The 22,317-nt window shown below is 58.9% G+C and carries 20 protein-coding genes and 1 other annotated feature; of the genes, 8 read left to right on the top strand and 12 right to left on the bottom strand.

Annotated elements, in window-relative coordinates; genetic code table 11:
- The first annotated feature begins 27 nt into the window (after nt 1-27).
- The 3 genes from copA (at nt 28) to ybaK (ending at nt 4,071) form a co-directional block, all read left to right on the top strand.
- Nucleotides 28-2,541, top strand: a complete 2,514-nt coding sequence (gene copA, locus CKF42_RS01755; protein WP_111207344.1) for a copper-exporting P-type ATPase CopA — start codon at nt 28-30, stop codon at nt 2,539-2,541.
- Nucleotides 2,542-2,612: 71 nt separating this feature from the next.
- Complete coding sequence (locus CKF42_RS01750) at nt 2,613-3,416, top strand: TraB/GumN family protein (RefSeq protein ID WP_111207343.1); 804 nt, start codon at nt 2,613-2,615, stop codon at nt 3,414-3,416.
- Nucleotides 3,417-3,591: 175 nt separating this feature from the next.
- Complete coding sequence (gene ybaK, locus CKF42_RS01745; RefSeq protein WP_111207342.1) at nt 3,592-4,071, top strand: Cys-tRNA(Pro)/Cys-tRNA(Cys) deacylase YbaK; 480 nt, start codon at nt 3,592-3,594, stop codon at nt 4,069-4,071.
- On the opposite strand, the gene CKF42_RS01740 is transcribed toward ybaK, so the two are convergent.
- Nucleotides 4,068-4,937 (bottom strand): LysR family transcriptional regulator, encoded by an 870-nt coding sequence (locus CKF42_RS01740; RefSeq protein WP_009091617.1) that lies wholly within the window; start codon nt 4,935-4,937, stop codon nt 4,068-4,070. The two genes, ybaK and CKF42_RS01740, sit on opposite strands and share 4 nt — an antisense overlap.
- 89 nt (nt 4,938-5,026) lie before the next feature.
- Between CKF42_RS01740 and CKF42_RS01735 the strand changes: the two genes are divergently transcribed.
- On the top strand, nt 5,027-5,458 hold the full coding sequence (locus CKF42_RS01735) for a multidrug/biocide efflux PACE transporter (protein WP_009091619.1): 432 nt from the start codon (nt 5,027-5,029) through the stop codon (nt 5,456-5,458).
- 34 nt (nt 5,459-5,492) lie between these two features.
- Here CKF42_RS01735 and ushA read toward each other — a convergent pair whose 3' ends face one another.
- On the bottom strand, nt 5,493-7,265 hold the full coding sequence (gene ushA, locus CKF42_RS01730; RefSeq protein WP_111207341.1) for a bifunctional UDP-sugar hydrolase/5'-nucleotidase UshA: 1,773 nt from the start codon (nt 7,263-7,265) through the stop codon (nt 5,493-5,495).
- Nucleotides 7,266-7,770: 505 nt separating this feature from the next.
- On the opposite strand from ushA, the gene ybaL reads away from it, so the two are divergent.
- Nucleotides 7,771-9,465 (top strand): YbaL family putative K(+) efflux transporter, encoded by a 1,695-nt coding sequence (gene ybaL / locus CKF42_RS01725; protein ID WP_009091623.1) that lies wholly within the window; start codon nt 7,771-7,773, stop codon nt 9,463-9,465.
- Nucleotides 9,466-9,746: 281 nt separating this feature from the next.
- Here ybaL and CKF42_RS01720 read toward each other — a convergent pair whose 3' ends face one another.
- The 4 genes from CKF42_RS01720 to CKF42_RS01705 form a co-directional block, all read right to left on the bottom strand.
- Complete coding sequence (locus CKF42_RS01720) at nt 9,747-11,048, bottom strand: inosine/guanosine kinase (RefSeq protein ID WP_058956354.1); 1,302 nt, start codon at nt 11,046-11,048, stop codon at nt 9,747-9,749.
- A 57-nt stretch (nt 11,049-11,105) separates the two neighbouring features.
- Nucleotides 11,106-12,065, bottom strand: coding sequence for a ferrochelatase (hemH, locus tag CKF42_RS01715; protein WP_058956355.1), 960 nt, complete (start codon nt 12,063-12,065; stop codon nt 11,106-11,108).
- 113 nt (nt 12,066-12,178) lie between these two features.
- Nucleotides 12,179-12,823: an adenylate kinase gene (gene adk / locus CKF42_RS01710; protein ID WP_111207340.1), complete on the bottom strand. Its 645-nt coding sequence runs from the start codon at nt 12,821-12,823 to the stop codon at nt 12,179-12,181.
- A gap of 113 nt (nt 12,824-12,936) precedes the next feature.
- Complete coding sequence (locus CKF42_RS01705; RefSeq protein WP_111207339.1) at nt 12,937-13,812, bottom strand: DUF6024 family protein; 876 nt, start codon at nt 13,810-13,812, stop codon at nt 12,937-12,939.
- A gap of 187 nt (nt 13,813-13,999) precedes the next feature.
- Between CKF42_RS01705 and CKF42_RS01700 the strand changes: the two genes are divergently transcribed.
- Nucleotides 14,000-14,869: a LysR substrate-binding domain-containing protein gene (locus CKF42_RS01700; RefSeq protein WP_009091634.1), complete on the top strand. Its 870-nt coding sequence runs from the start codon at nt 14,000-14,002 to the stop codon at nt 14,867-14,869.
- A gap of 280 nt (nt 14,870-15,149) precedes the next feature.
- On the opposite strand, the gene htpG is transcribed toward CKF42_RS01700, so the two are convergent.
- The 6 genes from htpG to CKF42_RS01670 form a co-directional block, all read right to left on the bottom strand.
- Complete coding sequence (gene htpG / locus CKF42_RS01695) at nt 15,150-17,024, bottom strand: molecular chaperone HtpG (protein WP_033736390.1); 1,875 nt, start codon at nt 17,022-17,024, stop codon at nt 15,150-15,152.
- 97 nt (nt 17,025-17,121) lie between these two features.
- On the bottom strand, nt 17,122-17,727 hold the full coding sequence (gene recR / locus CKF42_RS01690) for a recombination mediator RecR (RefSeq protein ID WP_046101370.1): 606 nt from the start codon (nt 17,725-17,727) through the stop codon (nt 17,122-17,124).
- A complete protein-coding gene (locus CKF42_RS01685) occupies nt 17,727-18,059 on the bottom strand; it encodes a YbaB/EbfC family nucleoid-associated protein (RefSeq protein ID WP_009091641.1) in 333 nt (110 codons plus the stop codon). Before CKF42_RS01685 ends, recR begins: the two co-directional genes overlap by 1 nt.
- Before the next feature lie 55 nt (nt 18,060-18,114).
- Complete coding sequence (gene dnaX, locus CKF42_RS01680) at nt 18,115-20,184, bottom strand: DNA polymerase III subunit gamma/tau (protein WP_111207338.1); 2,070 nt, start codon at nt 20,182-20,184, stop codon at nt 18,115-18,117.
- Nucleotides 18,712-18,773 (bottom strand) — a sequence feature (DnaX frameshifting element). Its footprint overlaps the gene before it by 62 nt.
- 157 nt (nt 20,185-20,341) lie before the next feature.
- A complete protein-coding gene (apt, locus tag CKF42_RS01675; protein WP_009091646.1) occupies nt 20,342-20,893 on the bottom strand; it encodes an adenine phosphoribosyltransferase in 552 nt (183 codons plus the stop codon).
- Nucleotides 20,894-21,037: 144 nt separating this feature from the next.
- Nucleotides 21,038-21,427: a DUF454 family protein gene (locus tag CKF42_RS01670; protein WP_009091649.1), complete on the bottom strand. Its 390-nt coding sequence runs from the start codon at nt 21,425-21,427 to the stop codon at nt 21,038-21,040.
- Between the two features lie 57 nt (nt 21,428-21,484).
- Between CKF42_RS01670 and priC the strand changes: the two genes are divergently transcribed.
- On the top strand, nt 21,485-22,006 hold the full coding sequence (priC, locus tag CKF42_RS01665) for a primosomal replication protein PriC (RefSeq protein WP_111207337.1): 522 nt from the start codon (nt 21,485-21,487) through the stop codon (nt 22,004-22,006).
- A gap of 57 nt (nt 22,007-22,063) precedes the next feature.
- Nucleotides 22,064-22,309 (top strand): GlsB/YeaQ/YmgE family stress response membrane protein, encoded by a 246-nt coding sequence (locus tag CKF42_RS01660; RefSeq protein ID WP_046101367.1) that lies wholly within the window; start codon nt 22,064-22,066, stop codon nt 22,307-22,309.
- Nucleotides 22,310-22,317 lie beyond the last annotated feature (8 nt).

Here is a 22,317-nt window from a genome sequence, read left to right as displayed (position 1 = left end):
CAAATATGTTCACCTGAGGAGCTGATTATGTCACATACCCTTTCCCTGGCCCTGGACGGCTTGTCCTGTGGACACTGTGTCAAACGCGTGAAAGAGGCACTGGAACAGCGCGACGACGTCGACCACGCGGAGGTCACGCTGCAGGAAGCCCAGGTTTCCGGTCATGCGGAGGCCGCTGCGCTGATCGCCACCGTGGAGCAGGCAGGCTATCACGCGACGCTAAAACCGGCGGACACCTTCCCAAAGTCTGAACCGTTGACAGCATCGGAGCCGCCGCCGGAGGCGCTGACAACGGATAATGCCTCGCATCCGGCAGAAAAAACCGCTCCCACTCATGTGCTGCTGATCGACGGGATGAGCTGCGCCAGCTGTGTCAGCCGGGTAGAAAAAGCACTGCAGCAGGTTGCCGGCGTCACTCAGGCGCGGGTCAATCTCGGTGAACGCAGCGCGCTGGTGCTGGGTGATGCTGATCCGCAGTCGCTGGTGGCCGCTGTCGATGCCGCAGGCTATGGCGCGCAGGTGGTTGATGATGAACAGGAGCGGCGCGAAAAGCAGCAGCAGAGCGCCCGCAGCGCGATGCGCCGCTTTAGCTGGCAGGCGGCTGTCGCGCTGGCCTTTGGCGTGCCCCTGATGATCTGGGGCATGGTGGGCGACAACATGATGCTCACCGACAGCAACCACCGCCTCTGGCTGACGCTGGGCTGCCTGACCCTGCTGATCATGGTGCTTACCGGCAGCCATTTTTACCGCAGTGCCTGGCGCAGTCTGTGCAACGGCAGTGCCACCATGGATACGCTGGTGGCACTCGGCACCAGTGCGGCCTGGATCTACTCTTTCAGTGTAGTGCTCTGGCCGGGCTTCTTCCCGCCGCAGGCCCGCCATCTCTATTTTGAAGCCAGCGTCATGATTCTGGGCCTGATCAACCTGGGCCATGCCCTGGAGCAGCGCGCACGTCAGCGCTCGTCAGAAGCGCTGGAACGCCTGCTCGATCTGACCCCGGCTCAGGCGCGCCAGGTCGGCGAACAGGGTGACCAGCTGATACCGGTCAGCGCGGTGCAGCCCGGCATGCGTCTGCGTCTGGTCACTGGCGACCGGGTGCCGGTCGATGGCGACATTGCCAGCGGTGAAGGCTGGTTTGATGAGGCGATGCTGACCGGCGAAGCGGTGCCACAAAGTAAAAGCCCGGGTGCGGCGATTTTTGCCGGTACCCTGGTGCAGGATGGATCGGTGGAATTCGTCGCGAAAGCCACCGGCGAGCAGACGACCCTGTCGCGCATTATCCGGCTGGTGCGGCAGGCACAGAGCAGCAAACCCGACGTGGGCCGGCTGGCCGATCGCATCTCTGCCATCTTTGTGCCGGTGGTGGTGGTGATTGCGCTTCTCAGCGCTGCCGTGTGGTATCTGTTCGGGCCACAGCCGCAGATTGCCTACACGCTGGTGATTGCGACGACGGTGCTGATTATCGCCTGCCCCTGCGCACTGGGACTGGCGACGCCGATGTCGATCATTGCCGGTGTGGGTCGCGCCGCCGAACTGGGCGTGCTGGTTCGTGACGCCGATGCGCTGCAACGCGCCAGCCAGATCGACACTCTGGTATTTGATAAAACCGGCACCCTGACCGCGGGTACGCCGCAGGTCAGCGATGTTCAGGCCTGGGGCACAGCCAGCCGGGAATCGGTGATCGCAGCGGCCGCCGCGCTGGAGTTTACCTCCGGGCATCCGCTGGCCAAAGCGATTGTGGCTGAAGCGAAACTGACTCAGCCTCCTGCCGTTGCGCAATTTCGTACAATACGCGGCAAAGGTGTCAGCGGCATACTGGATGGCAGAACGCTGCTGCTGGGTAATGCGGCACTGATGCAGGAGAACGGCGTCGATTGCCGGATAGCGGAAGCAGAGATTGTGCGCCTGACGCAGCAGGGCGCCACCCCTGTGTTGCTGGCTGAACAGGGTGAGCTGGTCGGATTAATCGCGCTGCGCGACAGGCTGCGACCGGAAAGCCGGGCCGCCCTCCAGCGACTGCATCAGCAGGGTTATCGTCTGATGATGCTGACCGGGGACCACGAGACGACCGCGCGCGCCATTGCTGCCGAAGCGGGCATTGACGAGGTCATTGCAGGCGTGCTGCCGGAAGGCAAAGCGGCAGCGATTACCCAGTTACAGCAGCAGGGGCATCGCGTGGCGATGGTCGGAGACGGTATCAATGACGCGCCCGCGCTGGCGCAGGCCGACGTGGGTATTGCCATGGGGGGCGGCAGTGATGTGGCTGTCGAAACCGCAGGGATTACCCTGATGCGCGCTGACCTTAACAGCGTGGCGGATGCGCTAGCCCTCTCATCGGCGACACTGCGCAATATCCGGCAGAACCTCTTCGGAGCCTTTGTTTATAACAGCATCGGTATTCCGGTGGCGGCAGGCGTGCTCTATCCGCTGACCGGCACGCTGCTCAGTCCGATTGTGGCCGGTGCGGCGATGGCGCTCTCCTCGATTACGGTGGTCAGCAATGCCAATCGCCTGCTGCGTTACCGGCCACCGCGCCCGTGATCGTTGTTCCGGCGCTGTTTTTCCCTCGCTGAAGTCGCTAGCATGGGGTTTTACATCGCAAAGGACCGGGAATGACAGGCAACCTCTGGCGCTCACTGCGCGGCTTTATCGGCCAGCTTTTCCCCGCCAGTTACCGCTGGCCGGCAATGGATGTCCGGCTTGGCGACCGTCAGCTGCATCTGGTTGGCAGCATCCACATGGGGACCCGCGACATGCAGCCGCTGCCCGCCCGCCTGTTGCGTCAGCTGCAGCAGGCTGATGCGCTGATCGTGGAAGCGGATATTACCCAGGGCGGCTCACCCTTTGATCACGCTGGCGATCGCCCTGCCCTCGCCTCCCGGCTCGATGACCAGGCGATGCAGAGGCTCAGCGCACTCTGTCAGGAGATGAGCCTGACACTGAGCCAGTTTGATCATCTGCCTGCGTGGCAGGTGGCGCTGATGTTACAGGCACAGCAGGCGCAGAGGCTGGGATTACGGCCAGATTACGGCATTGATTATCAGCTGTTGCAGGCCGCGAAAGGTCTGAACAAACCGGTGATTGAGCTGGAGGGCGCCGATGCGCAGATCGCCCTGCTGGCCGCGCTGCCCGATGACGGTATGGCCCTGTTACAGGATACGCTGCTGCACTGGCACACCAATGCCCGGCTGCTGCAGATGATGGTGAGCTGGTGGCTCGATACGCCACCCCGTCAGCCAGATATCACCCTGCCCTCCACCTTCAGCCAGACGCTGAACGATACCCTGATCGGTCAGCGTAATGCGCAGTGGTGTAAAAGCCTGCAGAGTCTGGCGGCGGGCAACTATGTGGTGGCGGTGGGGGCGCTGCACCTCTATGGCGAAGATAACCTGCCTGAGATGCTGAAGAGGCCCTGAAAAAAAAGAGAGCCGATAAGATTATCGGCTCGTCAAAGAGGAATTTGTTTATGATTTTGGTTATCGCTCAGCAACCGAATTGCTGGCGCGCGGCCAATTTTCACTCAAAGAACAAAATTCCGCCACCTTTTTCCATCATTAAGCGTAATAAGATTTTTCTGAGTAAGGAACCCGTATGACGCCCGCCGTAAAATTGCTGGAAAAACAGAAGGTCAGTTTTACCCTGCATCCCTATGAGCATGACAGCAACGAAACCCATTTTGGTGACGAAGCGGTGCGCAAACTCAATCTGGATGCGCGCCAGGTCTATAAAACGCTGCTGGTCGCCCTTAACGGCGAGGCGAAGCAGCTGGCGGTGGCGATTACGCCGGTTTCGACGCAGCTGGATCTGAAGAAGGTGGCAAAGGCGCTGGGCGCAAAAAAAGCGGATATGGCCGACCCACAGCTGGCACAACGGGTCACCGGCTATCTGGTGGGGGGGATCAGCCCGCTGGGACAGAAAAAGCGGCTGCCTACCGTCATCGATCACTCCGCCAGCGCGTTCAGCGCCATGTTTATCTCCGGCGGCAAACGGGGGCTGGATATCGAACTGGCACCCGGCGATCTTTCACGACTGCTGGATGCGCCGTTTGCGGATATTGCCCGCCACGATTAAACCCGTGGCTGAGCGCAGAGCTGGTCGATCATCCAGCGCCCCGCCGGACCGGGTGGCGTGCGGCGTGACCAGACCACCTCAACAGCGATATGCTGCGGCCAGCCCGGCAGCGACAGCTCTTTCAACACACCATGCCCGAATTGTTTCACCAGCCAGCGCGGCAGAATCGTCCAGCCAAATCCCTGTTCCGCCATCTCCAGCAGTAACAGATAGGTCGGTGCAGACCAGATACGTCCCATCGGTTTCGGCTGGTGCGCTTCAACCCAGGTGTTAAGCCGCAGATGCCGAACCGGCTCCAGCTGGCTTTCGCTGAGGATCTCCGCCTGAGCCAGTGGGTGATCGCGATGTAAAAAGATGGCCATCTGTGCTTCAACCTGCAGTCGCGCCACCGCGATATCCACCGGCAGATTGGGTTGCGCCCGCACGACGCCCAGATGGACCCGCCCGGCCTGCAGCAGGTCCAGCACATCCTCATCTTCCGCAATCATGCACTCCAGTTCCAGCTCCGGGTAGCGGGCATCAAGCTGTTTCAGCAGCTGTTCATGATGATCGGTTTGCCAGAAATCGGACATGGCAAAACTGAGCCGGGGCTCAACCCCCTGCGACAGGCGTATCGCCAGCGCATCCAGCCGTTCACTGGCGGCCAGAATCTGCTGAACCTGAGGCAGCACGCGGTGCCCCTGTTCCGTCAGGATGGGCTGACGACCAGCCCGGTCAAACAGCGCAAAACCGAGATCGTCTTCTAAACTGGCCACCGCTGCACTGATGGTGGACTGGCTTTTGCCCAGCGCGCGCGCAGCTGCAGAAAAGGAGCCGCTCGCCACCGTCTGCATAAAAGCCTCAAGGGATTCCGGGGAGTATCGCATTCGTTCCATCGCTTTTTCCGATAGGTGTTCATTTTATCTTAGCATCCTGCGATGGGAAAATGCGCCGCATGATTGAAGGAGATAACACAATGCGTACCCGCTCACTTAAAGAACGTATTCTTCATGCCGTCTGTTTTGAGACGCTGGCGATTCTGACCGTTTCGCCGCTGGCGGCCTGGGTGATGAATAAGCCGCTGTTTCAGATGGGATCGCTGGCGATTATGCTTTCAACCGCGGCGATGCTGTGGAACATGATCTACAACGCCGGGTTTGATCGGATCTATGCGCCGGGCGAGAAACGCGGGCCTGTCGTGCGTGCCGTTCATGCGCTGGGATTTGAAGGTGGCTTTATCCTGATCGGTCTGCCGATTGCCGCCCTGATGCTGGATATTACCCTGTGGCAGGCGTTTCTGGTGGAAGTGGCCTTTTTCCTCTTCTTCCTGCCGTTTACCCTCGCTTATAACTGGGGCTGGGACCAGCTGCGCGCCCGCTGGATCAGGCGTCGCCACTGCCGGGCATGAGAAAATCGGGAGGCGCAGACGCCTCCCGGTGCGTTCAATGCGTGCGGGCTGTTTCGCTCCCCCACGGCCAGATCCACGCCAGAATCATTTTCGGGTAGTTACGCTTACGCGCTTTTTCGGCCGCCTCATCCCGCGCCCGGATCTGCTCATCGGTCAGATGTACGATCTGGCCTTTGGGCTGATAGTCACTGGCTTTAAGCGGCGAATGGGCGTGAATCCACTCACGCAGTACCTGCGCATCCACCGCTCCGCTGTTGCGATAGCCCGCGTGGTTATCCAGACGCGGATAACCGTCGCCGCCTGCCGCATTGAAGCTGTTGGTCGCCATACGATAGTGCTGCGTCTCCTGCAGCGGCTTGCCGTTGATCATGACGTCGCTGACCTGCTTTCCATCCGCGGTCAGGCTGATCCCGGCAAACTGGGCGTAGCCCCCCGTGTCCGGCTGAATATTGGCAACCACATCCAGATATTTTTTAATCTCCGCGCCGGTCAGGCTGACAGAGACCACCTGATTGCCAAACGGCTGAACCTGCAGCAGATCCCGCCAGCTGAGTTTGCCCGATTTCAGCGAGGTGCGAATGCCACCGCCGCTCATCACGGCAAAATCCGCCTGCGTGTGCGCCATCTGGGCGCGCAGAATCAGCTGGCCGAGGTTGGTCTGCTCAAAGCGAACCTGCTCTTTTTCACCGCTGAAGTCGCCGTCGGCGCTGCCGACATTGACGGTTAACTTCGCCTCCGCCCGCTTCTGGAACGGCATCAGCAGTTTCATCATCGCACTGTTTTTAGGGATCTCCTCCTGCCAGGTGAGCCAGGTTTCGCTGCCATCGGCATTTTTCACCCGGTGTTTAAGATTCACCGGCACCAGCTGATACGCCTCCAGCGCCACCTGACCGTTGCGGAAGGTAAAATCGCCGCGTCCGACATATCTGCCCCACTTGTCGGCCTGCATAATCCAGATGCCATTTTGCTTATCAGGCTGGCATGGCTGGCCAGGCTGATAATTTTTCACGCTGACGTTCTCTTTTTCCATACAGACGGCGTCATGCGAATGACCGCCGACAATCAGATTGATTGTCCCGGCGGGCAGGCTGCGCGCCAGGGTGACATCGTCAATGCCGTTGCTGCCATGGTCGCCATCGTCATAGTGACCAAGATGGGTCAGCGCGATAATCACATCCGGCTTTTCTGTGGCGCGCAGTTCGGCCACCGCCTTCACGGCTTCAGCAATCGGATCGCGGAAGTCGGTATCTTTAAGTCCTTCAGGGTTAGCCAGCTTCGCCGTGTCAGGCGTGATCAGCCCGACAACCGCGATTTTCAGTCCGAGACGGTTAAAGACCGCCCAGGGTTTAAACATCCGCTGACCGGTGCTTTTCTGATAGACGTTGGCAGCCAGCAGCGGGAAGCGCGCCCACTTCTCCTGCTTGCGCAGCACCGCAATCGGCTTATCAAACTCATGATTGCCCAGCGCCATGGCGTCATAACCAATCAGGTTCATCGCCCGAAAATCAGGTTCTGCATCCAGTTCGTCAGACTCCGGTACCCCGGTGTTCACATCCCCGGCGGAGAGGATCAGTGCGCCGCCGCCTCTGGCCTGCACGTCATAGCGCATCGTGTCCATCAGCGTTTTCTGTGCCGCCAGACCATACTCGCCCTGTTCATTGAACCAGAAATGGCCATGCTCATCGTTTGTGTGCAGCACGCTGAAGCGATAGCTGCGGTCGGCCTGGGCGGCCTGTGAAAACAGCGGAAACAGCGCCACCAGCAGCGCGACGCCCGCCCCTGTCCATCTTGAAAACACCACTGACATTCTCCTTAATTTTCCCCTGGCCCGAATTCCCGGCCGCATTGCCCCACTGTGTCGCACATTCTCCCGGCGAACTCAAGGCCAATGCGCATTACGCCAGCTGCACCGGTCCGCGCAATGCCGCCAGCAGAACCGGGGGCAGGCACCGTATCGCAGGCTCCCTGTCTGCCAGCGTCACCTCAACCGGCAGTTTGCTCTATTGTTAACTGATTGTTTACTCCTGCAAAAAGAGGGGCTGACGGGTTTTAGCCGCTCTGAGAGGCCATTTACCGGCTATTTGCGTCAGACTCCCGGCATTTACTCATGGTAATTTTTATTTATCCTGCTCTGGCTGAACCGCAAACTCAGCCAGTATTGCCGATAATGAGCAGAAATGGCCTTCCGATTGTGTAATTAGCTTTTTTTCCGGTTTTTTTACGCTATTCCCGCAAATTGCTCAGCGGAAGGTGTGATTTTACATTAAACTCGTTTGTTACAAGCGGATACATTTGCATACAAGGAGACAGGCATGCATCACACCACCCCGTTGATCACTACCATTGTCGGAGCGCTGGTTCTGGCATTTCTCCTTGGGATGCTGGCGAATCGCCTGCGTATCTCCCCGCTGGTCGGTTACCTGATGGCCGGCGTGCTGGCCGGCCCCTTTACCCCCGGTTTCGTTGCCGATACCAACCTGGCCCCTGAACTGGCTGAACTCGGCGTTATCCTGCTGATGTTCGGTGTCGGCCTGCACTTCTCAATGAAAGATCTCATGTCGGTAAAGTCGATCGCCATTCCCGGTGCCATCGCGCAGATCGCCGTCGCGACCTTACTGGGAATGGGATTGTCCTGGACGCTGGGCTGGTCATGGATGACCGGCCTGGTCTTTGGCCTCTGCCTCTCTACCGCCAGTACCGTGGTGTTGCTGCGCGCGCTAGAGGAGCGACAGCTGATCGATAGCCAGCGCGGGCAGATTGCGATTGGCTGGCTGATTGTTGAAGATCTGGTGATGGTGCTGACGCTGGTGCTGCTGCCTGCGATTGCCGGCATGATGGAACAGGGCAACGCCAGCGCCGGCCTGCTGGCCTGGGATCTGCTGTGGACCATCGGCAAAGTGGCGGCCTTTATGGTGCTGATGATGGTCGTGGGACGCCGGGCTGTGCCCTGGATCCTCGCCCGCAGTGCGGCGACCGGTTCACGTGAACTTTTTACCCTGGCCGTGTTAGCCCTGGCGCTGGGTATCGCGTTTGGCGCGGTTGAATTTTTCGATGTCTCGTTTGCGCTGGGTGCGTTTTTCGCCGGTATGGTGCTCAACGAGTCCGAACTGAGCCACCGCGCGGCACGCGATACCCTGCCGCTGCGCGATGCCTTTGCGGTGCTGTTCTTCGTCTCGGTGGGGATGCTGTTTGACCCTTCCATTCTGGTAACGCAGCCGCTGGCCGTGCTGGGTGCTCTGGTGATTATTGTGGTCGGCAAGTCAGTCGCCGCCTGGCTGCTGGTGTCACTGCTCGGCCATTCGCGTCGCACGGCGCTGACCATTTCGGTCAGTCTGGCGCAGATCGGTGAGTTCGCCTTTATCCTGGCGGGTCTGGGTATCTCACTCGGCCTGCTCAGCGATGAGGGGCGCAACCTGGTGCTGGCCGCCGCTATTCTGTCGATTATGCTCAACCCGATTCTGTTTACCCTGCTGGAGCGTTTTCTGGCGAAAACCGAAACCATGGAAGAGCAGACGCTGGAAGAGGCCATCGAAGAAGAGAAGCAGATTCCGGTCGATTTCTGCAATCACGCGGTGATTGTTGGTTATGGCCGGGTGGGCAGCCTGATTGGTCAGAAGCTGCTGGAGGCGAATGTGCCACTGGTGGTGGTTGAAAACTCCCGTCCGCGGGTCGAAGCGCTGCGCGAGCAGGGTATCAAAGCGGTGCTGGGCAACGCGGCCCGCGCTGAAACCATGGAACTGGCACGACTGGACTGCGCCCGCTGGCTGTTACTCACGATCCCGAATGGCTATGAGGCGGGTGAAGTGGTCACCGCCGCGCGTGAAAAACACCAGAACATTGAGATTATCGCCCGCGCCCACTACGACGATGAAGTGGAATACATCATGGAACGCGGGGCATCCCGCGTCGTGATGGGTGAGCGTGAGATCGCCAGCAGCATGCTGCAGATCCTGCAGGATGAGATGACGCAGGGCGAGGATTTACAGCCCTGTGATGTAGTGCGCTGAAGCCTGTTTAACAAGTCCCGGCAAATTACTGACATATCCCATTCAGGGTGAATTTTACAGCAACGAATAAACTCAACGCGCAGAGAACATGGTCAGAGGAGGAAAGCGTCCCGCACCAAGGATGGTGCGGGCCGAGCGGCCAGGGATGGCTTAAGCGACTTTCCGATCTGACCGTGTTCCCTAAGCAGGCCCGATCTCACCGCTAAACGAGCCAGACGCTGACAGTCATTTAAGGCCCTGCTGTTCAGAAGGGCCTTTTTTATATCCTGTCGCGACCCGCTTTACCGATCCCAGTAGGACTCTTCCAGGCTGTCCTCGCGTTCCGGCAGTCCGCGGGTTAAACGCGGCGAATGCTGGTTCAGCACCTGATAGCTGACACGGTTGGCGTACTTACACACCTGCGCCAGCGACGAGTAGGTCAGATAAGGACGTGCATGTTTACTGGAGTTGGGCACATTCAGACTGTGATAGGTGTTGGCGGTAATATCATGCAGTAACGCCGCCAGCGCCCCATCCCCCGCGCCATTGGTGTTCATGATCTTCTCCGGGCCGCCCATATAAGGCGCGATGTGCGAGAAGACACGCAGCGGCTGCTGGCAATCCTGCTGGCGCATCACCCGGCTGAACTCATACTGATTGAACTCCGCAATCGCGCCAGGCAGCAGCGGATGGTTGGTTTTGCGTTTGAACTCTTCCTCGGTGTACCCCGCCATATAGAGCCCGATTGGGCCAGCGGTACAGAGCACCAGATCCACCCACTCCAGCGCCATATCCGCGGCGAGCAGCGGATCGGACTCCCCGGTCAGTGCCAGCGCTTCCTCTTCATTCATCGCCACGATGCTGACATGGTCACGCAGGAAGTCACGCCAGAACTGAGGGTTGTCGCCAATCACATGTTTGGTGCCCAGCGTCAGCACCACCGGCACATGATGGCGTTTGGCATACTCAATCGCGCGCAGCGTCGCCTGCGGCATCGGCTCACCCTCGGCACAGCGCACCAGATAGGAGGTGAGAACCAGCGCCGAGGCCCCGGCAATTACGTCTTCCGGCACACTATCCGGATGAAGCTGATTCATCTGACCGGGGCTGATAGCAAAGGTGCGCTCGCCATGCTCGCCAATCAGCGTGAAGCAGCGACCGATCGCGCCATCCACTCCCTGAAGGAAGTTGAGATCTACCCGGCTTGAGGTGTTGCAGAGATAGCGATAGGCGTAGCCGCCAATCTGGATGTTGTTACACATCACGCCCAGCAGGACCGAGCGATCATCGGCCAGCACCGAAAAGTTATGCAGCGTGTTACCGATGGTGCCACCGGCAAACTGATGGGTGATGAGCCCGTCACGCATCAGCTCGCTGTACAGCGCTTCCGCGACATCATTGTCGATGACCAGTGAGTGCCCGGCACTCAGGCCGTATCGTGACAGAAAAGCATCATCGACTTTTGCTTCGATATCCACCAGCGTCTGGTCGATACCCACCACCCAGCTGCCCGCATCAACGTCGGTCTGAGTCGGCTGTAACAGGGGATCGCGTGCGCTGACGGGAAAGTAGTGTTTAGATTTGCGTTTGCCGGGAAATTTCATCGGGAGTGCCGTCTGGAAAAACAGGCGGAGAATGATATCACACTCTCCGCCTCTGCTTTAACGACGTGCGTTGACCAGTTGCACCATCATGTCGATGTGCGCGTCATCGGCGTTCAGTGCGGGAATGTACTCAAACTTTTCGCCGCCGGCGTGCATGAAGATTTCGCAGTTTTCACCACTGATCTCCTCCAGCGTCTCCAGGCAGTCTGACGAGAAGCCCGGGCTCATCACCTGAACATGTTTAATCCCCTTCGCAGGCAGGCTTTCCATCGTTTTGTCGGTGTAGGGCATCAGCCAGGGCTCACGGCCAAAACGCGACTGGAAGGTCATCATGTACTGATCCTCACGCAGGCCGAGCGCTTTCACCAGGGCCGCTGTGGTATCCGCGCAGCGCTGCGGATAGTCATCACCTTCGTTGGCAAAGCGCTGCGGAATGCCGTGGAAGGATAACACCAGCAGATCGGGCTGGCCGTGCCGCGCAAAGGATTGCTCGACAGAGGCTTTCAGCGCGGCGATATAGGCCGGATGCTCGGCGTAGTCGCGGATAAACTGCACCTCAGGCAATGAGCGATACGCTCTGAAGACGCTGGTCAGGCCATCCCACACCGCCGCCACGGTGGAGCAGGAGAATTGCGGATAGAGCGGCAGCACAATCAGGCGGGTCACGCCCTGCGCCATCAGCTTATCCACGGCGCTTTTCAGGCTGGGATTGCCGTAGCTCATACCCAGTTCAACCGGCATATCGACGCGGGCCGCCAGGGCGTCGCGCTGACGCTGGCTATAGACCAGCAACGGCGATCCCCCTTCCATCCAGACCGAAGCGTAGAGCTTCGATACACGCGGTGAGCGAAACGGCAGAATGACGGCATTGAGAACCGGCCACCAGAGCCAGCGCGGCGCATCGACCACGCGAGGATCGCTTAAAAACTGTTTCAGATAACGTTTAACAGCAGGTGTGGTAGGGGCGTCTGGCGTACCTAAATTAACCAGTAACACGCCGGGCTTATCTTGCCTCATTGGAGTTCCTTGATAACAACGGGGATGCGTGAAAACAGGGAAATTGTAGCGGAATTAGTGGGAGGTAAAAGCAATTACTGCAAAAGGGGCCGGTAATCCCGGCCCCGGTGAGCTTAGCCCAGAATCTTAGCCAGCTCAGCACTCACTTCGGACACCTTACGGGTGCCGTCGATTTTGTGATAGGCGGTGTTGCCCGCTTCCGCTTCTTTGCTGTAGTAAGCAATCAGCGGCGCGGTCATCTCATGGTATTCCACCAGACGCTTACGCACGGTCTCTTCCTGATCGTCTTTGCGCGTGGTGAGCTCTTCACCAGTCACATCATCTTTGCCTTCCACTTTCGGTGGATTGAAGGTGACGTGATAGACGCGGCCTGACGGCGCATGCACGCGACGACCCACGATACGTTCGACGATCAGTTCGTCCGGTACAGCGAACTCCAGCACGTGATCAACGGTGATCCCGGCTTCTTTCATTGCATCCGCCTGAGGAATGGTGCGCGGGAAACCGTCCAGCAGGAAACCTTTTTTGCAATCTTCCTGGGTGATACGCTCTTTAACCAGCGCAATCACCAGCTCATCGGTCACCAGTTTGCCAGCATCCATGATGGCTTTCGCCTGGTTGCCCAACTCGCTGCCTGCTTTCACTGCTGCACGCAACATGTCGCCAGTGGAGATCTGCGGAATGCCGTACTTCTCCATGATGAATTGGGCCTGAGTCCCCTTACCTGCGCCCGGAGCTCCGAGCAGAATAATACGCATTGCGTAAATCCCCTTGCGAATCGCATTGATCTATCTTGAAGGCGAAGAACATACCATTATGATCCGCTCATCACAAGGAAGGGCGCGGATCGCTCAGGGCTACTTTACTGGCTTTATGGCGCGAAACCAGACCCGGCTGGTCTGCCTGACGCTTTTTCAGATTTCATGCCGGTGCCGAGCAAATACTGCAGCCGGCGGCTCAGATAATGGGTCATATTCACGCTTTTTTTACCGCTGCCGCGCACGTTGGCATTCAGCTGCAGCCGCGCCTGCTGCGGCCACTTCACCACGTCATCGGCGTCCGACAGCCTGGCGAACAGCGGTGCCGGGAGCGTAAAGCTGGCAAAGGGCAGACCGGGCTGATGGCTGGAGTTGAGCGACAGCGGCCCTGAAAGTGAAAGCGCATCGACGGTGGCGGCATTGTAAGGCCGCCACTGCGGATCGTTGAGGCGATGCAGCGCCTCGTCGATGGCGGGCAGCGTCAGCCCCTGTTCAAACAGACGCAGTTCACTGCGTACCAGGGTGCTGAAGTCGTGCGTTCTTAGCGCCACCAGCACCAGATCGCCGCAGATCTCCGCATGCCTGTCCAGTCGGGTCACAAACAGACGGGCTTCGTCGATCAGTTTGTGATGCAGCACGCTGGCGAAGCTCTCGCTCGCTTCCGTCACGCCGTGGCGCTGGCACTCCCGCAGCGGGCGCACCCGGCCATCCGGTAAATCGACGTGCGGCACCAGCGTGATGTTACCGGCGATCAGGGGGATCGCGGGCAGAACGCTGAGTTCGGTAACCGGATAGTGTGAGGCGTAGCGGGTCTGATTGCGCGTCTGCTCCTGGCGCAGAAACAGCTGAGAGAGCAGCACCTGAGCCACATGCAGTGAGGGGGTAAAGAAGAGGTCAAACTGCTCAAGTTTATAATAACGTGACAGCGCCAGGCGCAACCGATGACGCGCCTCTTCAGACGTTTCATAGGATAAAGGGCCGTTTGCCATGGCAGTCTCGCTTGAATAATAGTGTGGCGTGAACGCAGGTGAAGCCAGGCGGAATAGCTGTGGAAAATCACAGATATAAGGATGAGTCAACCCGCCAGAATTTGTCCTGTAGAGTAGGCCAATGCGGCTGGACTTTAAAATGATATAAATTGACAATCCCTGTTAGATTTTTGCACAGGGGATAAGGATGAACGGACTGCCGCCACTGAGAGCGCTGCACTATTTCCATCAGGCAGCCTTGCACAGCAGCTTCAGCGTGGCGGCTGAACATCTGCACGTCACGCACAGTGCCATCAGCCATCAGATTCGCCAGCTGGAGAGCTGGATGGGCAAACCGCTGTTTGTCCGCACCAATGGCCGCGTAAAGCTGACGGCACATGGCGACCGGCTGCTGCTGAGCTGTCAGCAGGCATTCAGTGAATTACGCAGCAGCTGTGAAAATATCCGCACCGGCCTGCTTCAGCAGATTCGCATCTCCTGTGCCCCCAGTTTTTTATCGCAATGGCTGATCCCCCGCATCTCCAGCTTCTATCAGCGCTATCCGGAGATTGAGGTTCACTTTCAGCCGCTGGCTCAGGTTCCTCAACTGCGCAGCGAGCATGTGGATGTGCTGATCCTCAGCCATAGCGAGTCACCTGAACCCGATATTGACGCGATGCTGGTGAGCGAGGATGAGATCGGACCGCTCTGCGCCCCGCATTTCGCTTCACAGCTGCGGGTGGGCGAAGATTTATCGGCAATGCCGTTGCTGCATGCGGATACCCGTCTCCACGCCTGGTCAGAGTGGGCCTCAAAGGCAGGGGTCAGCGGCCGTTTCAGCAGCGGTAAGCACTTTGAGACGCTGACGCTGGCTATTCAGGCGGCACGCAGTGGTCTGGGCGTGCTGATGGCGCCGCGTCTGCTGGTTCGCCGGGAGCTGGAGGAGGGATCGCTGATCGCCCCACTCGGCTTTGTTCCCACCGATCGGGCAACATGGATGATGACGAAGCAGAGTCGCCGTGACGACAGCGAGATCACCCTATTTCGGGACTGGCTGCGGGATGCCGCACAGCCATAAAAAAAGCCGGTGATGATCACCGGCTTGATGTTGTTGACTCTGCTCTGAACTGCCCTGCTCGGCTCTGCTGTCAGATCGAGTTAGCACAGGGAACACGGTCAGATCGGAAAGACGCAAAAGCCGTCATCCCTGACACGCTCGACCCGCGCCATCCCTGGCGCGGGACGCTTTCCTCTTCTGACCGTGTCCCCTGCGCAGCGGGTGCAGGCGTTGCGGTCAGAATCATCCTGCTTTGGCTTTATCAGCCGACTGAGACCGGTGAAAATAGCGGTCTGAGGGTTTAAGCCGTCAGCAGCTGATTCATGCGACGGATAAACTGGTTTGGATCGTCCAGCGTGCCGCGCTCTGCCAGCAGTGCCTGATCCAGCAGCAGCTCAACCCACTCACCGAAGCGTGCTTCATCCTGAGTATCGGCAACACGTTTCACCAGCGGGTGATCCGGGTTGATTTCGAACAGGTACTTCACTTCCGGCACCTCTTGTCCGGCCGCAGCAAACAGCTTCGCCATCTGCGTGGTCATCTCGTTGGCGTCGGTCGTGACAATGGCGGGTGTGTCGGTCAGACGGTGAGTCAGACGTACTTCTTTCACGCGTTCACCCAGCAGATTTTTCACCCGCTCAACAAACGGCTCCAGCGCTTTTTCCGCCTCTTTCTGCTCTTCGGTCTCTTCATCGGCCAGCTTGCTCAGCGACTCGTCCGCTTTGCTCACTGACTGGAAGGTTTTCCCGTCAAACTCGGTGAGGTAGCTCATCATCCATTCGTCGATGCGATCGGAGAGCAGCAGCACCTCAATGCCTTTTTTGCGGAACAGCTCCAGATGCGGGCTGCTCTTGGCAGCGGCATAGCTGTCAGCAGTGATGTAGTAAATCTTCTCCTGACCTTCCACCATGCGGCTGACGTAATCTTCCAGCGAAACGGTCTGTGCCGCGCCGTCGCTCTGGGTAGTCGCGAAACGCAGCAGCTTCGCGATCGCTTCCTGATTCGCGTGATCTTCTGCCGGGCCCTCTTTCAGCACCAGACCGAACTCTTTCCAGAAGGTCTGATACTTCTCACTGTCATCTTTCGCCAGTTTTTCCAGCATCTGCAGGGTACGTTTGGTCAGCGCACCGCGCAGGCTCTGCGTGACGCGGCTGTCCTGCAGGATCTCACGGGAGACGTTCAGCGGCAGATCGCTGGAGTCAATCAGGCCACGTACAAAGCGCAGGTAGTTCGGCATAAACTGCTCAGCGTCATCCATGATAAAGACGCGCTGCACATAGAGTTTCAGGCCATGCTTCTGATCGCGGTTCCACATATCGAACGGCGCGCGCGCCGGAATGTAGAGCAGGCTGGTATATTCCTGCTTACCTTCCACCCGATTGTGGCTCCACGCGACCGGATCGCTGAAGTCGTGGGCGATGTGCTTGTAGAACTCGTTGTACTCTTCATCGCTGATGTCAGATTTGTTGCGGGTCCACAGCGCCTGGGCTTTGTTGATCTTCTCCCAGTGCGTCGTGTCGCTCTCTTCATCTTTGCTTTCGATCTCAACCGGCAGCGCGATGTGATCGGAGTACTTGCTGATGATGTTGCGAACGCGCCAGACATCCAGGAACTCATCTTCGCCTTCGCGCAGATGCAGGGTGATCTCGGTGCCGCGGTCGGCTTTCTCAATCTCCGCCAGGGTATATTCACCCTCGCCTGCTGACTCCCAGAAAACCCCTTCATCGGCTGAGGCGCCCGCGGCACGGGTGCGCACGGTCACTTTATCCGCCACAATAAAAGCGGAGTAGAAGCCCACACCAAACTGACCGATCAGCTGGCTGTCTTTCGCCTGGTCAGAACCCAGGGATTCAAGGAAAGATTTGGTGCCTGATTTGGCGATAGTCCCGAGGTTCTCAATCACCTCATCACGACGCATACCGATACCGTTGTCGCTCAGCGTCAGGGTACGGTTGTCCTTATCAACAGAGAGACGAACGTGCAGCTCGCCATCACCTTCATACAGGCTGGAATCTGACAGGGCGCGGAAGCGCAGTTTGTCTGCCGCATCCGAGGCGTTGGAGATCAGCTCACGCAGGAAAATCTCTTTGTTTGAATAGAGAGAATGGATCATCAGGTGCAGAAGTTGTTTTACTTCCGACTGAAAGCCACGGGTCTCTTGTCCTTTCATGGTCATTGCTACCTCAACAAAACAGGTTGAACAAACGTTGAGGTTGATGTGGGGATGACGGGGGGATTTTCAAGCCGGTGTCTGTCACAACACCGGCAAGTGATTAAAATTTAAACTTCTGGCGACCCGCCAGTGAATGGGAGAGCGTGGTGCCATCGACCATCTCCAGCTCACCGCCCACCGGCACGCCGTGCGCGATTCGGCTGGCGCTGACGCCATACTGGCCACAAAGCTCCGCGATATAGTTCGCGGTCGCCTCACCTTCCACCGTCGGGTTGGTGGCGAGGATCACTTCCTGCAGGGTTTCACTCTCCAGACGCTGCTCCAGACGATCCAGACCGATGTCGGCCGGACCGATCCCGTCGAGCGGCGAGAGATGGCCCATCAGGACAAAGTAGCGACCGCCAAACTGGCCGGTCTGCTCAATGGCGTGGATATCCGCCGGGCTTTCCACCACGCAAATCTGACCGTTCTGCTGACGCCGTGGGTTGGCGCAGATCGTGCAGATTTCCTGCTCGGTGAAGGTGCGGCAATCGGCACAGTGACCAATTTCCGACATCGCCCGGGTCAGCGCCTGTGCCAGCCGCATGCCCCCGCTGCGATCGCGCTGCAGCAGCTGAAACGCCATGCGCTGAGCCGACTTCGGCCCCACGCCGGGCAGACAGCGCAGCGACTCCATCAATGATTCAAGCAGTGGGCTGGTTTGCATCAGAATGGCATCTTAAAGCCTGGCGGCAGCTGCATGCCTGAAGAGACAGAAGCCATCTTCTCTTTCTGGGTTTCGTCAATGCGACGTGCAGCATCGTTGAACGCTGCCGCAACCAGATCTTCCAGCATGTCTTTGTCATCTTCCAGCAGGCTGGGATCGATTTCCACGCGACGGCAGTTGTGCGCGCCGTTAATGGTGACTTTTACCAGGCCAGCACCGGACTCACCGGTCACTTCAAGCGCGGCGATCTCTTCCTGAACTTTGGCCATTTTGTCCTGCATCTGCTGGGCCTGTTTCATCAGGTTGCCCAATCCGCCTTTACCACCAAACATAGTTTTCTCTCTCAGCTAAGGCTACAACGCTATCGTGACGATAGCAGCAGCGTGTTCAAACAGGTCGGATACTCTCCTCATCCAGATCGGCATCGAAAAATCGCTGTAGCGTCTGGATGTGGGTATCACAGGTGATCGACTGACGCGCCTGCGCCAGTTTCTCTTCGTAAATGGCCTGACGCCACTCCAGTGGCGTCAACACCGATGAATTATCGTCTTCAACTACCGAGAGTTCAACTCTCTGCCCGGCGTGCTGACTCAGCGCCTCGCTTAACACCTGCTGCGCCGACGCTGAATTAAGATGCCGCTGGCTGCTGCGCAGATGCAGGCAGACGCCGCTTTCGGTCACCTCTTTCCACGCGTTTAAGGCCAGCTGCTGAACCAGCTTCGGCAGCGGCAGGAGAGCGATTTCTGCGGCCCAGGGATCGCGCTGCTGCGCCTCTTCCGCCAGACGCGCCGCCAGCTCAGGGGTTTTCTCATGCTCCAGCGCAGAACGCAAGGCCTTTGGCGTCGCCACCGGCTCCGCCACTTCCTCCGTCTGATTTACCGCCTTCCAGCGGTACGCTTCCTCTTTTACCGGCGCGGCAGGCTCGCGATCGCGGATCCGCTGCTGACTGCGCTCGGTAACGGAAGCCAGCCGCTCCAGCGCGGAGTTGGCCGGCCGCGCACCTGGCGCCGCCGGCTCACTCTTTTTTGGTTTGTTCGCTCCCTGACGCAGCAACTGAGTGCGCGCCTGCAGGAGCTGGCTGGTGGAACTCGACAGCGCGCTGTCCGGTGCGGCATCGGGCGGCGGCGAACGCGGTGGCTCCGCGTCGGGTGCCGCCATCTGTGGCTGCGCGGCAACCGGCTGCGGGGTTACGGCTGGCTGCGGCTGTGGCTGTGCCGTCTGCGGCGGTGTCGCAGCGGCCGGTGACGGCGTGGCTGGTTGTCGGGCGGCTGGTGCCGCTGATGTCGATCCCGCAGCCGATCGCTGTGCCGGGGCTACTGGTGACATCTGCTCGGTTAATGCGGGACGCGCAATGGGTTCCGCCACCGCGGCTTTCGGATGAAACGCCAGTGCACGCAGCAGCGTCATCTCCACCCCCATGCGGCGGTCGGGCGCAATCGGCAGATCCTTGCGCCCCATCAGCAGGGTCTGATAGTAGAGCTGCAGATCGGCGGGCGGCACCACCCGGGCCAGTTCCCGCAAACGAAGCGCGCTGCTCTCGTCATCATCGTTGAGTGAGGCGGGCAGCAGTTGCACCATCGCAATCTGATGCAGCAGGCGCAGCATTTCTACCAGCAGCGCCTCCCACTCGACGCCGCGAGACGCCGCCTGACTCAGCAGGTTCATCACCTGCTGACCGTCACCCTCGACCAGCGCCTCCAGCAGCCCCAGCGGCTGCTCATCATCCAGCGTGCCAAGCATGACGCTGACCGTGCTGCTGGTCACCGCCCCCTGCCCCATGGCAATGGCCTGGTCAGTGAGGCTCAGCGCATCGCGCATACTGCCATCGGCAGCCCGTGCCAGGAGTTGCAGCGCACGGTTTTCACTCTCAATCTGCTCCTGCTTCAGGACATGCTCAAGCTGCTGACGGATTTGATCGACATCCAGCGCCTTGAGGTGAAACTGCAGACAGCGCGAGAGGATGGTCACCGGCAGTTTCTGCGGATCGGTCGTGGCCAGTAAAAACTTAACGTGTGAAGGCGGCTCTTCCAGCGTCTTTAACAGCGCATTGAAGCTGTGACGCGACAGCATGTGCACTTCATCGATCAGATAGACTTTGAAGCGGCCACGCGCCGGGGCGTATTGCACGTTGTCGAGCAGATCGCGGGTGTCTTCAACTTTGGTGCGTGATGCGGCGTCAATCTCGATCAGATCGACAAAGCGGCCCTGCTCGATTTCCCGGCAGTTGTCACACTGACCACAGGGGGTCGCGGTGATACCGGTTTCGCAGTTAAGGCCTTTGGCCAGCAGACGCGCAATGGTGGTTTTCCCGACGCCGCGGGTGCCGGAGAAGAGATAAGCATGATGGATGCGTCCCAGAGACAATCCATTCGCCAGCGCGGTCAGAACATGTTCCTGACCGACAACATCAGCAAAAGCCTGGGGACGCCATTTTCGCGCAAGTACCTGATAGCTCATGTGGATTCGACGAAGTTGGATGGAAAGATGAGCGCAGACGCTCTGCAACCCCTGTATAAGATTGCAGTAGTCTATCAGCTACGCTTTTGCCTGGCACTCGTTATCTTGACGCCAGGGGCGTGACGGCCTCGCGCGGGAGCAAGGCCGGAAGAGTGGCTTAGTGGCCGGGGAATTTAACCAGGCTGTAGCTCTCAACGCCCAGGGCAGTCAGACGCGATTCACCGGTCAGGTCGAACAGATTGATGATGAACGCCGCGTCTTTCACTTCACCGCCTGCACGACGAATCAGTTTCACTGTCGCTTCGATCGTGCCGCCGGTTGCCAGCAGGTCATCGACCACCAGCACCACGTCGCCAGGCTGAATGGCATCTTTGTGCAGTTCCAGCTGATCGGTGCCGTACTCCAGCTCATAGGCTTCGCTGTAGGTTTCACGAGGCAGTTTGCCCGGCTTACGCACCGGCACAAAACCGACGCCGAGGCCCAGCGCCACCGGTGCGCCAAACAGGAAACCGCGCGCTTCCGTGCCGACCACTTTGGTGATGCCTTTATTACGGTAACGCTCAACCAGCAGCGCAATCGACGCGGCATAGGCTTTGGGATCTTCCAGCAGGCTGGTGACATCGCGGAACAGGATGCCTGGCTTAGGATAATCGGGGATGCTTTTGATGCTGTTTTTAATGAATTCAAGCTGCTGCGCAGTGTCGGTCATGATGATACGCCTGGTAAAAAATTCTGTTTCGCGCAGCTTCAAAAGCGCTAATACCTGGTAAAAGGCTCAGCGGAAGTTAATTCACAAAGGGAAGCCACGCACGAAGACGCCCAAATCTAAGCAAATGACCGGCTAATTGCAACTTTATCCGGGTGGGGGCGGTGCGTCCGCTGTTTCTGCCACCACCGGAATCCGCCACATAAACAGCAGCAGTGCGGCCAGCATGATCAGCAGCATGACGCGAACCCAGACCTGGTGCACCAGAAACAGGGAGAGGCTAAAGGTCGCCACGATCAGACAGATGGCACGCACTTTGGCACCCGGCGGCATGGCGCGATGCTGCTGCCAGTGGCGCAGATAGCGGCCAAAAGGCGATTTCCACAGCAGCCAGTGATGAAAGCGCGGCGAGGAGCGGGCGAAACACCAGGCTGCCAGCAGCATGAATGGCGTGGTAGGTAATAAAGGTAATACAATGCCCAGCGTTCCCAGCACAATGGCCAGCCAGCCGAGGGTTAATAACAGAATGCGTTGCATAAATGCCGCCCAGCTCTTTCTTCATCTGCTTACGTTAGCACAGTTGAGCGTGCCGCGATGAGGGCGATCGCCATACAGCAGCGATTGCAGCAGCTTATTCTCACCCTGCGTGAGACCCTGGCACGTCACCCGGACGGCGTCTGCCGCCTGCCACGTTTTGACAGTCAGCTGTTCCACACCAAAGGCACCCGGCTGGCAGACTATCTGCAGGAAGTGGAGCTGAATTTCGCCCGGCTGTGCGACAGCAGCCAGGATCTGGTTCGCAGCCGCTGGCTGGCGGAACGCCTGGTCGATCAGATTGCGGCTCTGCAACGTGAGGTGAGTACCCAGCAGTTGCGTCTGCGACGTGAACAGCCGGTGCAGGGACCCGCTCCGACAAAATATCAGGAGTACCGTGAATTTGAGCGGCGTCTGCTGGCGATGATCGATCAGCGTGAGCAGCGTCTGGCCCTGGCGGAAACCCTGATGATTCAGCAGCAGCTGAAGCAGGAGCTGGAAACGTTAGAGGGTCGGCTGGCTCGCTGCCGTCAGGCGATTCGCTCGGTGGAGTGGGCGGCCTCACTGCGCGGCAGCGAATAAAACGCAGCGCGACAAAAGCGCTTCTATACTGGGTGTGATTCTGCGCGGAGAAGAACAATGGGCTTATTCACCTGGCTGTTATGTGGGCTGCTGCTGGGGTTGCTGAAACGTCTGCTGCTGCCGGGACGCCCTGGCGGGCTGGTGGCCACCCTGACACTGTCGATGATCGGCGCCCTGATTGGCGGCTATATTGCGACATACTTTGAACTGGGTTCACTGGCCACGGTGCACATCGGCGCGCTGGGGATGGCCATTGCAGGTGCGCTGCTGATGTTGCTGGTCGTGGCCCGATTACGTATATAGGAGAAGCG

It is taken from the genome of Pantoea sp. ARC270, from assembly GCF_003236725.1.
Taxonomy (GTDB): domain Bacteria; phylum Pseudomonadota; class Gammaproteobacteria; order Enterobacterales; family Enterobacteriaceae; genus Pantoea; species Pantoea anthophila.
This window is presented reverse-complemented; position numbering and strand designations above follow the sequence as displayed.

Excerpts from the sequence above, each read along its gene's own strand:
- copA (WP_111207344.1), top strand. The coding sequence starts at position 28 with ATGTCACATACCCTTTCCCTGGCCCTGGACGGCTTGTCCTGTGGACAC.
- CKF42_RS01750 (WP_111207343.1), top strand. The coding sequence starts at position 2,613 with ATGACAGGCAACCTCTGGCGCTCACTGCGCGGCTTTATCGGCCAGCTT.
- ybaK (WP_111207342.1), top strand. The coding sequence starts at position 3,592 with ATGACGCCCGCCGTAAAATTGCTGGAAAAACAGAAGGTCAGTTTTACC.
- CKF42_RS01740 (WP_009091617.1), bottom strand. The coding sequence starts at position 4,937 with ATGCGATACTCCCCGGAATCCCTTGAGGCTTTTATGCAGACGGTGGCG.
- CKF42_RS01735 (WP_009091619.1), top strand. The coding sequence starts at position 5,027 with ATGCGTACCCGCTCACTTAAAGAACGTATTCTTCATGCCGTCTGTTTT.
- ushA (WP_111207341.1), bottom strand. The coding sequence starts at position 7,265 with ATGTCAGTGGTGTTTTCAAGATGGACAGGGGCGGGCGTCGCGCTGCTG.
- ybaL (WP_009091623.1), top strand. The coding sequence starts at position 7,771 with ATGCATCACACCACCCCGTTGATCACTACCATTGTCGGAGCGCTGGTT.
- CKF42_RS01720 (WP_058956354.1), bottom strand. The coding sequence starts at position 11,048 with ATGAAATTTCCCGGCAAACGCAAATCTAAACACTACTTTCCCGTCAGC.
- hemH (WP_058956355.1), bottom strand. The coding sequence starts at position 12,065 with ATGAGGCAAGATAAGCCCGGCGTGTTACTGGTTAATTTAGGTACGCCA.
- adk (WP_111207340.1), bottom strand. The coding sequence starts at position 12,823 with ATGCGTATTATTCTGCTCGGAGCTCCGGGCGCAGGTAAGGGGACTCAG.
- CKF42_RS01705 (WP_111207339.1), bottom strand. The coding sequence starts at position 13,812 with ATGGCAAACGGCCCTTTATCCTATGAAACGTCTGAAGAGGCGCGTCAT.
- CKF42_RS01700 (WP_009091634.1), top strand. The coding sequence starts at position 14,000 with ATGAACGGACTGCCGCCACTGAGAGCGCTGCACTATTTCCATCAGGCA.
- htpG (WP_033736390.1), bottom strand. The coding sequence starts at position 17,024 with ATGACCATGAAAGGACAAGAGACCCGTGGCTTTCAGTCGGAAGTAAAA.
- recR (WP_046101370.1), bottom strand. The coding sequence starts at position 17,727 with ATGCAAACCAGCCCACTGCTTGAATCATTGATGGAGTCGCTGCGCTGT.
- CKF42_RS01685 (WP_009091641.1), bottom strand. The coding sequence starts at position 18,059 with ATGTTTGGTGGTAAAGGCGGATTGGGCAACCTGATGAAACAGGCCCAG.
- dnaX (WP_111207338.1), bottom strand. The coding sequence starts at position 20,184 with ATGAGCTATCAGGTACTTGCGCGAAAATGGCGTCCCCAGGCTTTTGCT.
- apt (WP_009091646.1), bottom strand. The coding sequence starts at position 20,893 with ATGACCGACACTGCGCAGCAGCTTGAATTCATTAAAAACAGCATCAAA.
- CKF42_RS01670 (WP_009091649.1), bottom strand. The coding sequence starts at position 21,427 with ATGCAACGCATTCTGTTATTAACCCTCGGCTGGCTGGCCATTGTGCTG.
- priC (WP_111207337.1), top strand. The coding sequence starts at position 21,485 with ATGAGGGCGATCGCCATACAGCAGCGATTGCAGCAGCTTATTCTCACC.
- CKF42_RS01660 (WP_046101367.1), top strand. The coding sequence starts at position 22,064 with ATGGGCTTATTCACCTGGCTGTTATGTGGGCTGCTGCTGGGGTTGCTG.